This is a genomic window from Oceanimonas sp. AH20CE76 (assembly GCF_039654065.1).
Classification (GTDB): Bacteria; Pseudomonadota; Gammaproteobacteria; order Enterobacterales; family Aeromonadaceae; genus Oceanimonas; species Oceanimonas smirnovii.
Genome location: NZ_CP155481.1, coordinates 858452 through 871892, shown reverse-complemented (window position 1 = coordinate 871892; position 13441 = coordinate 858452). Strand labels below are relative to the sequence as shown.

At 58.3% G+C, this 13441-nt stretch carries 13 protein-coding genes; 7 read left to right on the top strand and 6 right to left on the bottom strand.

Going from position 1 to position 13441, the window contains the following annotated elements:
• Positions 1–442 precede the first annotated feature (442 nt).
• The 4 genes from dctP to N2M06_RS04180 are packed head-to-tail and all read left to right on the top strand — an operon-like array spanning position 443 to position 3783.
• Positions 443–1450 (top strand): TRAP transporter substrate-binding protein DctP, encoded by a 1008-nt coding sequence (gene dctP / locus N2M06_RS04195; protein WP_019933398.1) that lies wholly within the window; start codon positions 443–445, stop codon positions 1448–1450.
• A 58-nt stretch (positions 1451–1508) separates the two neighbouring features.
• The gene (locus N2M06_RS04190; RefSeq protein WP_019933397.1) at positions 1509–2042 is read left to right on the top strand and encodes a TRAP transporter small permease; all 534 of its coding nucleotides are present in this window, start codon (positions 1509–1511) and stop codon (positions 2040–2042) included.
• Positions 2039–3355 (top strand): TRAP transporter large permease subunit, encoded by a 1317-nt coding sequence (locus tag N2M06_RS04185; RefSeq protein WP_019933396.1) that lies wholly within the window; start codon positions 2039–2041, stop codon positions 3353–3355. The genes N2M06_RS04190 and N2M06_RS04185 overlap by 4 nt, the downstream gene beginning before the upstream one ends.
• Before the next feature lie 5 nt (positions 3356–3360).
• Positions 3361–3783, top strand: coding sequence for a universal stress protein (locus tag N2M06_RS04180; RefSeq protein WP_019933395.1), 423 nt, complete (start codon positions 3361–3363; stop codon positions 3781–3783).
• 95 nt (positions 3784–3878) lie between these two features.
• Here the strand turns inward: N2M06_RS04180 and N2M06_RS04175 are convergent, their stop codons facing one another.
• Both N2M06_RS04175 and zntR read right to left on the bottom strand, forming a co-directional pair.
• Positions 3879–5165, bottom strand: coding sequence for a purine/pyrimidine permease (locus N2M06_RS04175; protein ID WP_346351703.1), 1287 nt, complete (start codon positions 5163–5165; stop codon positions 3879–3881).
• Between the two features lie 177 nt (positions 5166–5342).
• Entirely contained in the window at positions 5343–5771 is a 429-nt protein-coding gene (gene zntR, locus N2M06_RS04170; RefSeq protein WP_317073903.1) for a Zn(2+)-responsive transcriptional regulator, read from the bottom strand.
• Between the two features lie 200 nt (positions 5772–5971).
• Here zntR and purH point away from each other — a divergent pair, with 200 nt between their 5' ends.
• Positions 5972–7555 (top strand): bifunctional phosphoribosylaminoimidazolecarboxamide formyltransferase/IMP cyclohydrolase, encoded by a 1584-nt coding sequence (gene purH, locus N2M06_RS04165; RefSeq protein WP_346351702.1) that lies wholly within the window; start codon positions 5972–5974, stop codon positions 7553–7555.
• Positions 7556–7570: 15 nt separating this feature from the next.
• Positions 7571–8857 carry a phosphoribosylamine--glycine ligase gene (gene purD, locus N2M06_RS04160; protein ID WP_317073901.1) on the top strand — a complete coding sequence of 429 codons (1287 nt, stop codon included), beginning with the start codon at positions 7571–7573 and terminating at the stop codon, positions 8855–8857.
• Between the two features lie 132 nt (positions 8858–8989).
• On the opposite strand, the gene N2M06_RS04155 is transcribed toward purD, so the two are convergent.
• The 4 genes from N2M06_RS04155 to N2M06_RS04140 form a co-directional block, all read right to left on the bottom strand.
• Entirely contained in the window at positions 8990–9382 is a 393-nt protein-coding gene (locus N2M06_RS04155) for a CbiX/SirB N-terminal domain-containing protein (protein WP_317073900.1), read from the bottom strand.
• Position 9383: 1 nt separating this feature from the next.
• Positions 9384–9803, bottom strand: a complete 420-nt coding sequence (locus N2M06_RS04150) for a hypothetical protein (RefSeq protein WP_019933389.1) — start codon at positions 9801–9803, stop codon at positions 9384–9386.
• Positions 9804–9925: 122 nt separating this feature from the next.
• The gene (hupA, locus tag N2M06_RS04145; protein WP_019933388.1) at positions 9926–10198 is read right to left on the bottom strand and encodes a nucleoid-associated protein HU-alpha; all 273 of its coding nucleotides are present in this window, start codon (positions 10196–10198) and stop codon (positions 9926–9928) included.
• A gap of 216 nt (positions 10199–10414) precedes the next feature.
• Positions 10415–11326, bottom strand: coding sequence for an NAD(P)-dependent oxidoreductase (locus N2M06_RS04140; protein ID WP_346351701.1), 912 nt, complete (start codon positions 11324–11326; stop codon positions 10415–10417).
• Between the two features lie 106 nt (positions 11327–11432).
• Here N2M06_RS04140 and N2M06_RS04135 point away from each other — a divergent pair, with 106 nt between their 5' ends.
• On the top strand, positions 11433–13421 hold the full coding sequence (locus tag N2M06_RS04135) for a TonB-dependent copper receptor (RefSeq protein ID WP_346351700.1): 1989 nt from the start codon (positions 11433–11435) through the stop codon (positions 13419–13421).
• Positions 13422–13441: the final 20 nt, after the last annotated feature.

Sequence of the window (13441 nt, the reverse complement as noted above, 5' to 3'; positions counted from 1 at the left end):
GGGAGGAGTATTTAATTTCCCTTCTCCTTGAAAAGGGGGAGGAACACTTGGTTTCCTCTCCCCTTGAAAAGGAAGAGGAGCACTTGGTTTCCTCTCCCCTTGAAAAGGAAGAGGAGCACTTGGTTTCCCTTCTCCTTGAAACGCTGCAGGTCGGGGTGAACGCAACAAATCACAACAATAAAGGCGTCCAGGTATCGCTATAACAATATGATCACACTCACAGTTCGCGCCTTTGCTGCTGCTGACAAAACCGTCAGAAACAGTGCTAACTGCTGTATACACAAGGACTTTCCGCTTTTTGTTTGACTGTCGTCAAACTCAAGTTTCGCTTGAGTGAATTTAACCGGACGTTAACCTGACGCAGACTTCTTTCCGTCAAACCTAACCCGCTTCGGGCCAGGCCCGACATCAACGGAACGTGATAACACAAGGGACTTACAACATGAACAGACTCTGGAGCACTGCCCGCACCAAGATTGCCGCCTCTCTGATTGCCGTTGCCGGCATGGGCGTCACCATGGAAGCCATGGCCGCCGACGTAACCTGGCGCTTTACCAACCTTTACTCCCGTGGCACCGCCTTTGGCGATGTATATCAGTCTTTTGCCGACAAAATTGAAGCCGACTCCAACGGCCGCATGAAAATCAACATGCTCTATGCCGGCGAAGGCGTAGACACCAAAGGTATTGTCAGCGCCACCAAATCCGGCCTGCTCGACATGGCCGCTCCCTTTCAGCCCATGCATGCCGGTGAAATTCCCTTTGGCGTGGTAGAAGTCGGTCTGCCCGGCTCCAACGGCAGCCTGGAAGAGCTGAACCAGCTGTTTCATGAAAAAGGCTGGAATGAAGTGCTGACCGAAGCCTATGACCGTCACAACCTGGTGTGGCTGGCTCCTTACTTTCAGCCTGGTGTTTATGTCATCACCAAAGAAAAAATTGAATCCATTGCCGACTTTAAGGGCCTGAAAATTCGCGCGCCCGGTGCCTATGGCCGCTTCTTCCGCGAGCTGGGTGCCTCTCCGGTTAACCTGACCTGGGGTGAAACCTACACCAGCCTGGCCACTGGCGTGATTGACGGCACCATCGGCTCCAACCTGATCGACCACCGCGACGGCAACTTTGCCGAGGTGGCCAAGTTTATGTATCCGGTGCCGGTGTCGAGTGCTCAGGCGCTGCCGGTGCTGGTCAACAAAAATGCCTGGAACAAGCTGCCGGACGACCTGAAAGACGTGGTCCGCAACGCTGCCAAATGGCATGCAGAGCAACAGGCCGAAAAATCGGCCCTGTGGGAGCAGGAAGCGGTAGCCGATATGGAAAAACAAGGCCTTACCTGGAGCCCCGCAGCGTCCGATGCCGACAAACAACAGTGGCAGCAAGCTGCTGAAGCAGTCTGGGCCCACTATGGTAAAACCGATAAATACAGCTCTCGCCTTGTTGAGCTGATGAAGTAAGCCTGACCACTGCCCCGCGGCTGCGGGGCAGCCTGCACAACCCTCATCCGGATGTATCATGAAAACACTGCTTCGCTTCTGGTGCAGAGGCACCGGCTGGCTGGTGGCGGCCACCAGCCATACCATTTCTCTGGCGCTTCCCCTGCTGGCAGGCACGGTTGCCTTTGAGGTGTTCTCCCGTTATGTACTCGACCGCCCTACCCTCTGGGCCTATGACGTGTCGCTGTTTTTATTCGGCTATATCGGTGCCCTGTGCGGCGCTCATGCTCAGCTGAAAAAGTCTCATATCAATGTGGATATTGCCTATCTGGCGGTCTCCCAGCGCTGGAAAAACATTTTTGATCTGCTGGCCAATACCCTGGGCGGCTTCTTTTTGCTGGTCATTGCCAGCAAGGGCTGGGAAAAGGCGGTAGAGGCCATGGAGTTCGGTTATACCCGTCAGTCTGAATGGGCCCCGTCCATCAGTCATTTCTGGATTATGGTCACGGCGGCTGCCGTGCTGTTTTTAATGCAGTTGTCTGCAGACATGATCAAAGACGCCTGGCAGCTGGTGACCGGTGATACCCTGATGAACGAGGAAGAACAACCATGAGTATTGAACTGATCACCGGCCTGCTGCTGCTGGGCGTGCTGGTGTCCTTTATTATGGGTGCTCAGGTAGGCCTGGCACTGGGCGGCGTGGCCATGTTGCTGGGCTATGCCACCTGGGGTGAAGGCATTTTTAATATTGTGCCCACTACCATAGAAAGCACCCTGTTCAGCTTTGTGCTGCTGGCCATTCCGCTTTATATCTACATGGGCCAGCTGCTGACCCGCTCCGGCATTGGCGATGCCATGTTCAAGGCCAGCCAGCTGGTGATTGGCCGTATTCGCGGGTCGCTGGCCATCAGCGTGATTGGCGTTTGCTCCATGATCGGTGCCATGGTGGGCATTATCGGGGCCGGCATCATGACCTCGGGCAGCATTGCCCTGCGCCCCATGCTGGAGCGCGGCTACGACAAAAAGCTGGCTCTTGGGGTGATTATGGCCGGCGGTGGCCTGGGCATTCTTATTCCGCCCAGCATTCCCATGATACTGTTCAGCTCCACCACCCAGAATTCAGTAGGCAAAATGTTTATTGCCGCCCTGATCCCGGCCCTGCTGTCGATCACCGTGATGGTGCTGTATGTGATCATCTCCTGCAAACTCAACCCCGGCCGCGCGCCCATGGGCCATGCGCTGGACGTGCCCAAAAACAAGCGGGAAAAGTTAATCACACTGCGTGACGGCTTTATGGCTCTGGGCCTGATTGCCCTGGTGCTGGGCAGCATTATCAGCGGTGTGGCCACACCGACCGAGTCCGGTGCCATTGGTGTAGTGGGTGCCCTGCTGCTGGCCATGCTCTATAAACGCTTCAAACTGAAAATGATGCAACGCTCCGGTGCCGAAACCGCATTGCTGGTGAGCGTGGCCATCTGGATTGTACTGGGTGCCTCGGTATTCAGTAATTTTCACCTGCTGATGGGCGTGCAGGGCATGGTGGCTGACTTTGCCGCCGGCCTGGATCTGCCCCCCATTGCCATCATCATCATGATGCAGGTGGTCATGCTGCTGCTTGGCTTCATTATTGATGAAATGATCATCGTACTGATCTGTGCGCCACTGTTTACCCCTATTGCCGTCAGCCTGGGCTATGACCCTATCTGGTTCGGCATTCTGATGATTCTGAACATTGAGATAGCGGTGCAGACTCCACCCTATGGCTTTGCGCTGTTTTACCTCAAGGGCATAGCGCCTCCCGGGGTGACCATGATGGATATTTACAAGTCCATTCTGCCCTTTGTGGCGCTCAAACTGGGCGTGTTGATCCTGTGTATGCTGGTGCCGGAAATTGTGACCTGGCTGCCCAATAAACTGATGGGGTAACGAATATGTTCAAGGAAATTTTACTGCCGCTCGATTTTGAGCACGAATATCTTACCGCCCGGGTGGTGGAGTCGGCACTGCGCTTGTGCCACCCGCAAGGACGTATTCATCTGTTATATGTGAACCCGTCCCGGGTACATCATGCCGCCGCGCCTTTTTACTCAAAAGAGCTGCTGGAAAAGCAGGATGAGGCGATAAGAGATCAGTTATCCGGCTTTATGCAGACTTATATTCCTGCCGAACATCAGGGCCGTATGGAGGTACGCCACGGTGTGGTGTATGACACCATTCTGGCCCGGGCAAAGAAGCTGGCAATCGACATGATTATTATGCCCGCATCCCGTCCCGGGGCCGAAACCTACCTGCTGGGCTCCAACTCCTCCAAGGTGGTGCGCCACGCCGACTGCGCCGTGCTGGTGGTGCGGTAAGAGCTCCAACCCCACCCCTGCCCTCCCCTTATCCAAGGGGAGGGAGCTACAGACGTTTCCCCTCCCCCTTGTTCAAGGGGGAGGTTGGGAGGGGGTTAATTACTCCGGCCTTTCGGCCAGAGCTGCTCCATGGCCAGCGCCAGCAGGGTGCCGGTAAGCAGGCCGTTGCCCAGCAGGTATTGCGCCATGCTGGGAAAATGGCGGTACAGGCCGGCGGGCAGGAACATGCAGCCCACGCCCAGCAACAGGGCCACGCCCACTATGGTGCTGGTGCGGTTGTCCATGCCTTCTTTGGTAATCAGCTGAAACGCCAGACTCACCAGCTTGATAAAGGTGGCCAGCAGGGCGGCGTTGGCCACCGGTGCCGGCAGCAGCGACAGCACCCCTACCGCATCCGGAAACAGCGCCACCAGCGCCAGCAAGGCACAGGCCAGAATAAAGGGCGCGCGTCTGTCTTCGCCGCTCAGCTGAATAAAACCGGCAGTTACCGGCAGCGGCACCACGGCGATGGTGGCAAAGCTGCCTGCCAGGCCATGACTGATACCGGATGCCCAGCTGCTGCGGTTAATCACAGCGTTATCATCACGCTGGCGCTCGGTGACCACCGCCGATACAGCGGTAACCGCCGCTATCTGGTTGGAAAACAACAGCAGGGAAAACAGCACCGCCACCACCAGCATGCCTGCATCCAGCCTTGGCAGGCCCCAGGCAAACAGCTCGGGCAAACCCAGCCCGGCGTTATTGGCAGCCGTCCCGCCAGACAAACCAAACAGCCAGAATGCCAGCCAGCCCAGCACTATGCCCACCAGCACCGCATAGGTGCGCAACACCGTATGGCGGCTGAAAGAGCACAACAGTACTCCCAGAAAAACCAGCAGACCAATCAGCAGCACCGGCAAGCTCATGGCACCAGTGCGCGGATCCGTGACCATGCCACGCACAAACACCCCGGCCAGCTGCACCACCAGCAGCAGGATAAAACAGCCGGTGACCAGGGGCGTAAACAAAAACAGCAGACGGTGCACCTGCCTTGCCACGCCCAGCACCAGCATAATAAGCCCGGCCACCAGCACGCCGCCGGAGAGAAGCCGCAGGGTGTCGAGGCTGTCAAGACCCTGCTCACGGCCGATATAAGCCATCACCACAAACACAATAGCCCAGGATCCGGCGGGGCCGTCGGCAATAGGATAACGATGCCCCAGCCAGGCCTGTAATCCTGAGCTTAATCCCACCACCAGCAGAGTGCGCTGCACCAGACCGGCCACCCCGGCACTGTCCAGCCCAAAGGCCTGGCCCAGCACAATGGGCAGCGCCAGCGCATTGGCCAGCAAAAACACAAACCACTGAGTCACGCTCAGCCCCCACCCCAGGTGGTGTCGCATGAAAAATCTCCTGTAACAAACAATGAAGGAATGTCTGTAGCTGCCGCTTCAGCCGGCAGGGCGTGCAACGCACGCCTTTAACTCAGGTGCCTGCATCATTGCGCCGGCTAAAGCGGTGCCTACGGCTCTACACAGGCACAACAAGACAGGCCACCGGTGGTGGCCCTTTCAGGGGGCTTAACGGGCGTTATTGTCGGTATTCTCAAGCTTGCCGTCCAGCGCCTCCAGAATGGAGCAATGCTCGGCGCTTTCCTGGCCGCCACAGCAGGCGTCCGACAACTGGCGCAAAGAGCGGCGAAATTGCTCCAGCTCACGAATGCGCTCTTCCACGTCGGCCAGCTTGGTGTCGGCCACCGCTTTTACTTCCCGGCAGGTCACCCGGCAACTGCTGATGCGCAGCGCCAGCAGCTCCTCAATGTCTTTCAGGGAAAAGCCCACCTTTTTGCTGCGCAGAATAAAGTGCAGGCGTTTTTTATCCTCTTCGCTGTATTGCCGGTAACCGGTGGGGGTGCGCAAACTGGGCACCAGCAGCCCTTCTTTTTCATAAAAACGCAGGGTGTCGGGCTTGATGCCAAAGGCGCTGGCCAGCTCGCCAATTCGATACATGTTTTTCTCCTTGTTGCACCGGTCTAATTACATATAAAGCCTCTTTACGCCAAACCAAATAGTCCGGCAAGGGGCGGCAAAAACGGGTAGAATATGCCGCCTTCTGTTCTGGCGTGCCAGGCGGTTTGGTAAAGCCGGTGTCATGATTTGCGCCGATTTTACCAAACCCCCCGATGAATCGTTAAAGGAACGAGAACATAATGGAAACTGCCCGACCCATTCGCCGTGCTCTGCTGAGTGTGTCCGACAAACAAGGCATTGTGGCATTCGCCCAGGGGCTGCATGCCCGTGGCGTTGAGCTGCTGTCTACCGGCGGCACCGCCCGTCTGCTGGCGGAACAAGGCCTGCCCGTGACCGAAGTATCCGACTATACCGGTTTTCCGGAAATGATGGACGGCCGCGTCAAGACCCTGCATCCCAAGGTACACGGCGGCATTCTCGGTCGTCGCGGCCAGGACGACGCCATCATGAACGAGCACGGCATTGCGCCCATCGACATGGTGGTGGTCAATCTCTATCCTTTTGCCAATACCGTTGCCAAGGCCGACTGTACGCTGGAAGACGCCATCGAGAACATCGACATCGGTGGTCCCACCATGGTGCGTGCCGCAGCCAAAAACCACAACGACGTGGCCATCGTAGTAAACGCCAGTGACTACGACCGCCTGCTGGCTGAGCTGGATGCCAACGGCAACAGCCTGACTCAGGCCACCCGCTTTGATCTCGCCATTGCCGCCTTTGAGCACACAGCCCAGTACGACGGCATGATCGCCAACTACTTCGGCACCATGGTACCGGCCTATCACCAGGCCGCCGAGGGCTCGAAGTTCCCGCGCACCGTCAACTACCAGTTCACCAAGAAGCAGGATCTGCGCTACGGCGAAAACAGCCACCAGAGTGCCGCCTTCTACGTGGAAAACAACGTAGACGAAGCCTCCGTGGCCACCGCCACCCAGCTGCAGGGCAAGGAGCTGTCTTACAACAACATCGCCGACACTGACGCCGCGCTGGAGTGCGTGAAGGAATTTGATGAGCCGGCCTGTGTCATCGTCAAGCACGCCAACCCTTGTGGTGTGGCCCTGGGTGAAAACCTGCTGGAAGCCTACGATCGCGCCTACCAGACCGATCCCACCTCCGCCTTTGGCGGCATCATCGCCTTTAACCGCGAGCTGGACGAAGCCACTGCCCGCGCCATTATCGAGCGCCAGTTTGTGGAAGTGATTATCGCCCCGTCCATCAGCGCCGAGGCAAAGGCCGCCGTGGCTGACAAGAAGAACGTGCGCCTGCTGGAATGCGGCCAGTGGAGCAGCCAGACCAGCACCCTCGACATCAAGCGGGTGAACGGCGGCATTCTGGTGCAGGACCGGGATCAGGGCATGGTGAACATGAGCGATCTCAAGGTGGTGTCCAAGCGCCAGCCCACCGAGGAAGAGCTGAAAGACTTGCTGTTCTGCTGGAAAGTAGCCAAGTTCGTTAAATCCAACGCCATCGTCTATGCCAAGGGCAGCCAGACCATCGGAGTGGGTGCGGGTCAGATGAGCCGCGTTTACTCCGCCAAAATCGCCGGCATCAAGGCCGCCGACGAAGGCCTGCAAGTAGAAGGCTCTGTGATGGCATCCGATGCCTTCTTCCCCTTCCGTGACGGCATCGACGCCGCGGCCGCTGCCGGCATCAGCTGTGTTATTCAGCCCGGTGGCTCCATGCGCGACGACGAAGTGATTCAGGCCGCCGACGAGCACGGCATGGCCATGGTATTTACCGGCATGCGCCACTTCCGCCACTGATAGCGAGGACACAGCATGAACGTATTGGTTATTGGCGGTGGCGGGCGTGAACACGCCCTGGCCTGGAAAGCCGCCCAGTCACCCAGAGTAAACAAGGTATTTGTGGCTCCGGGCAATGCCGGCACCGAGCTTGAGCCTGCGCTTACCAACGTGGCCATTTCCGCCACCGATATTCCGGCGCTGCTGGCCTTTGCCAGGCAGGAGCAAGTGGAGCTGACCATAGTGGGCCCCGAGGCCCCCCTGGTGGCCGGTGTGGTAGACGCCTTTGAAGCCGAAGGTCTGGCCATTTTCGGCCCCACCGCCGGTGCCGCCCAGCTGGAGGGCTCCAAGGCCTTTACCAAGGATTTTCTGGCCCGCCAGCAGATTCCTACCGCCGCTTATCAAAACTTCACCGAGGTGGAGCCGGCACTGGAATATCTGCGTGAGCAGGGTGCGCCCATCGTCATCAAGGCCGACGGCCTGGCCGCGGGCAAGGGCGTGATTGTGGCCATGACCCTGGAAGAAGCCGAAGCTGCAGTGCGCGACATGCTGGCAGGCAACGCCTTTGGTGATGCCGGCAGCCGTGTGGTAATTGAAGAGTTTCTGGAAGGCGAAGAAGCGTCATTTATCGTGATGGTGGACGGCGAGCATGTGCTGCCCATGGCCACCAGCCAGGATCACAAGCGCGTGGGCGACCAGGATACCGGCCCCAACACCGGCGGCATGGGTGCCTACAGCCCGGCGCCCGTGGTGACTCAGGAAATCCATGATCGCATTATGGAGCAGGTTATTATGCCCACGGTGCGCGGCATGGCCGACGAAGGCCATGTGTACAAGGGCTTTCTGTATGCGGGCCTGATGATCGACCAGGCCGGTCAGCCCAAGGTGATCGAGTTTAACTGCCGCTTTGGCGATCCGGAAACCCAGCCCATTATGCTGCGGCTCAAATCCGATTTGGTGGAGCTGTGTCTGGCAGGCTGCAAAGGCGAGCTGGATAAAGCCACTGCCGAGTTCGACCCGCGCGCCGCTGTGGGCGTGGTGCTGGCCGCCGGCGGTTACCCCGGAGCTTACCGCCAGGGCGATGTAATCACCGGCATTCCTGCCGAAACCGAAGGTGCCAAGGTGTTCCATGCCGGCACTCAGTTCAAGGGCGAGGACGTGGTCACCGCCGGCGGCCGGGTGCTGTGCGCCACCGCCCTGGGTGAAAGCGTGAGCCAGGCTCAGGCCAACGCCTATGAGCTGACCCGGCAAATCAAGTGGAATGATGTCTTCTTCCGCAACGATATCGCCTGGCGGGCGATAGCACGGGAACAGGCGAAATAAAAGCTGAAAGTGAAACGGGGCCATTCTGGCCCCGTTTTTTTACCCCCTCCCGGCCTACCCCTTGTCAGGGGGAGGAGAAACAAGCTCAGCCTTCACCCTTTAAGGGGAAGGTGCATAAGCTCCCTTCCCTTTTTAAGGGGAGGGCTGGGGTGGAGTTTCGTCATCACCCTGCAACTGCCCTGCCAGCCACTGATCAAAACCGGGCACGGCCCCCAAATGGGGTAACAGCGTCAGTTTTACTCCGGGGTATTGCTCTTTCTTTTCTGTCAGCACAGATGGCAGGTCGTTCACCACGTGTTTGCCTTCCGCCAGAAAATAAGGGAACAGAGTAATGTCTCTGGCACCGGCGGCCACCTGAGCATCAATTACCTGGCCCAAAGACGGTTCGGCCAGCTCCCAGAAGCCATGACCCACCAAATCAAAGCCGCCTTTCATGGCGGCTGTCATGCGCTGGGCGAACCCCGCAATTTCCTCATTGGCAGCCGCCCGCCGGCTGCCGTGAGCGACCAGAATAAAGCCTTTCATGTTATTCCTTGTTCATACACACGTCCGGCGGCTGAGCCGCCAGCACATCCACACAAAAGTCCCAGCAGGCAATACGGTAGTGCTGAATGTCTTCGTCGAGATGGGAACCCTGAGTCTCCTGATGAAACCAGGTTAAAAAGCGGGACGGGGTGATCAGCTGCACCTGGCTGTCGATATCGTTATCTTCTTCCAGCAGCTCGGGCACGTCGGCCCCTTCCAGCACGCGATAACCATACAGATGGCCAAAGCTGAGCCAGTACACAATGTGCGGCGGCGTGTCCATATCAGACGGCACCCCCATGGCCAGCTCTAAACAACCGCTCCATACGTCCTGATGCAGCTCGGTTAACATTAAACCGGTAGCCAGACCGTGAGCACCGGCCCAGGGCACGGCAACCTGACGAATTGCGTTCACTTCCATTACAGCCTCCCAGGTTAGGGGCAGGACCTGACCTCAGTTATAACAATCTATTGATCGCGGGGGCAAGTGACGTGATAAAAAAACCCGGCCTGAAGCCGGGTTTGGAATGGGCAGAGCGCGTCTTAGTTGACCGCGTCTTTCAGCGCTTTGCCGGCAACAAAAGCAGGAACGTTTGCTGCAGCAATCTGAATTTCCTGGCCGGTTTGCGGGTTACGACCGGTGCGGGCAGCACGATGGTTTACCTTGAAGGTACCAAAGCCTACCAGTTGTACCGGATCGCCTTCTTTCAGGCTTTGAGTGATACCGTTCAGTACTTCTTCCAGGGCAGCCTTGGCCTGCGTTTTGTTCAGGTCGGCCTTGGCGGCGATTGCATCGACAAGCTGAGTCTTGTTCATAAGGTATCCTTTCTCACTTGGCATTAAGCGGTTGCCCACTCTATTCAAATTAGCGGCCCAAGCAAAGCCTTTGGCCTGGTGCCTGTTATCAAGTGCCGTTGTTTTGTGCGGAAATTGCGGAAAATATCACATTCCACAGGTGATACACTCAAGGTGAGCCTTGAGCTGTGCTCAGCATAGCCGAGCCCATGGGCCTCTGCCAAGGCCCGTCACCACTCAGGACTTGAGATCCCGAATCACCACAGTGGAGTCACAGCGGCCCATGCCCTGCTCCAGCAAACGCTCATAAACCTGATGCACATGCTCGGTCAGCGGCAGTTTGAGGCCTTGCTGCGCGGCTTCGTCGAGACAAATGCCCAGATCCTTGTGCATCCACTGGGCGGCAAAGCCAAAATCGAACTTGTCGTCGGCCATAGTCTGAGCACGGTTTTCCAGCTGCCAGCTCTGGGCGGCACCACCGGCCAGCACGTCAATCAATGTCGGAATATCCAGTCCCGCCTTCTGGGCGATCATCAGGCCTTCGGCAATGCCCTGCACGGCCCCGATCACGCAGATCTGGTTGACCATTTTGCAGCGCTGACCGGCACCCACGGGGCCCAGCCGGGTCACCTTTTTGCCGTAGGCCGCCAGCACGGGGGCTGCCTCGGCCACATCGGCTTCATGGCCGCCAATCATAATGGTGAGCGCGCCGTTTTCTGCGCCCAGCTGACCGCCGGACACGGGCGCGTCAATAAAGCGCACTCCCTGTTTGCCGGCCGCATCCGCCAGCTCTTCCGCCAGTCTGGCCGAGGTGGTGGTATGGTCAATCAGCAGTGCCCCTTCCTTAATGCCCGCCAGCACGCCCTCGTCGCCATAGATAACCGAGCGCACATCGTCGTCGTTGCCCACGCACACCATCACCATGTCGGCCCCCTGAGCGGCTTGCGCCGGAGTCGCCCCGCTGGTGCCGCCAAAACGGGCCGCCCACTCCGCCGCCTTGGCTGAACTGCGGTTATATACACACACTTGGTGGCCCGCCTGCTGCAGGTGTCCGGCCATGGGAAAGCCCATCACGCCCAGTCCGATAAATGCCAGTTTCATGGTTTGGCTCCTTTTAATAAATGAGTAATACCGGCGGCATGATCCCATGCTCCACCGGGAGTAACAAGGTGCCCGCGCTGCGACAATATGCCGCATTGTGCTGATTCAGGGCGAGTTTTACTCTCATGGCCTCGTTTCGCAAGCGCACATTATCATGAAATATCAGTACCTTGTTTCGCTCAGCCTGCCGCTGCTGGGTGCTGGCACCACGTATGCCAGTAACAGCGAGCCGGTTTATCCGGCCACTACCGTTGCCACTCCCATTACCATTACCGCGTCGGCGCTCAGCGCGCCCGGCGAAGTACGGCTGGATCCCACCAATCCGGTGCAGCCCATTCCTGCTGCCGACGGGGCCGGCCTGCTGAAAACCGTGCCCGGCATCAGCATTACCCGCAAGGGCGGTATGGCCGGCGATCCGCTGTTGCGCGGCCTGGGCGGCTCACGGCTGTCCATTACCAGTGACAATAATTATGTGCTGGGCGGCTGCCCCAGCCGCATGGATCCCCCCACCGCCTATCTGTTCCCCCGCTCCTTTGATGAAGTGATTGTCATCAAAGGGCCACAAACCGTGACTCAGGGGCCGGGGCTGGTGGCGGGCTCGGTGCAGTTCAAGCGTCATCCGCGCTATTACAGCGAGCCTGATTTTATGCTGGATGCCGGCATGACCACCGGCAGCGGCGATCGGTTTGATGCCTTTGCCGCTCTGGAGGCCGGTAACGCACTTGGTTATCTGCGCCTGAACGCCAACCACAACGAAGCCGGCAACTACAAAGACGGCAGCGGCAACCGGGTGAACTCTGCCTACGATAAAAACAGCCAGAGCCTGCAGCTGGGCCTGACGCCGGACGATCTCAGTCTTATTGAGCTGTCTTATGATCGCAGCCGGGGTGAAGCCGCCTATGCCGACCGCAGCATGGACGGCAGCAAGTTCGACCGGGACGCCTGGGGCATCAAGCTGGAGCGCCAGGCCATTACGCCCTGGCTGGGCAAGCTGCAGCTGCAATATGGCCACAGCGAAGTGGATCATGTCATGGATAACTACAGCCTGCGGCCGGTGCCGGTGATGATGGGCAAGCCCATGTATATGGCCATGAATCCGGATCGCACCACCGACACCGCCCGGTTGCTGGCCGAGCTGAACCTGGGCGCACACCAGACTCAGGTGGGCATAGACTGGATGCAGGACGCGCACCGGGGCCGCATGGCCAGCGGCATGACTCAGGCCGACGCCGATGCTTACCGCCAGCTGCCCCGCCAGGACAATCAGTCTTTTGAAAATATAGGGGTGTTTGTAGAAAACAACTGGCTGCTGACTGACAAGCAGCAACTGATAAGCGGTGTTCGCCTAGACAAAACCGAGGCCCGTTTTGAAAAGCTGCCTGCCAGTTCGTCACTGAAAGAGCAGGATTACTACCTGCATGCGGGGTTTGTGCGTCTGGAGCACAGTCTGCAGGACTGGACCTGGTATGCCGGCTACGGTCAGGCCGAGCGGGCACCGGATTTTTGGGAGCGCAACCGCAACGGCGCACTTGAAACCGAAACCAACCACCAAATAGATGCCGGCGTGCTTTACCGCCATGGGGCACTGAGCGGCTCTGTGTCTGTGTTTGCCGGTTATGTGGACGACTTTATTCTGGTAGACAATCATTCCGCCGACAAAGCCCGCAATGTTAATGCCCGCCGTATGGGCGGCGAGGCCGAGCTGAACTGGCGCTTTGCCGATAACTGGACCCTGGGCTCCAATGTGTCTTACACCCATGGCCAGAACCTGAGCGATGATATTGCGCTGGGCCAGACCCCGCCGCTGGAGCTGAACACCACGCTCGGCTACGACAACGGCGTTCAGGAAGTGGCACTGCTGATGCGCAATGTGGCCGGGCAAAACCGCTTTGCCGAAGGTCAGGGCAATATTATTGGCCAGGACACGGGCCCCTCTGCCGGCTTTACCGTGTTCTCACTCAATGCCGGCTGGCAGGTAACACCCACGGTAAAACTGGCCACCGGCGTCGATAACCTGCTGGATAAAGACTACAGCGAGTTTATCAATAAACAGGAAAGCTACCCGCTTGGCGATAATCCGGTAACCGGCCGCATCAGCGAGCCCGGCCGACAGTGGTGGGCAGAAGTGCAGATTAGTTTGTAAGCTAACCCCACCCTACCCCT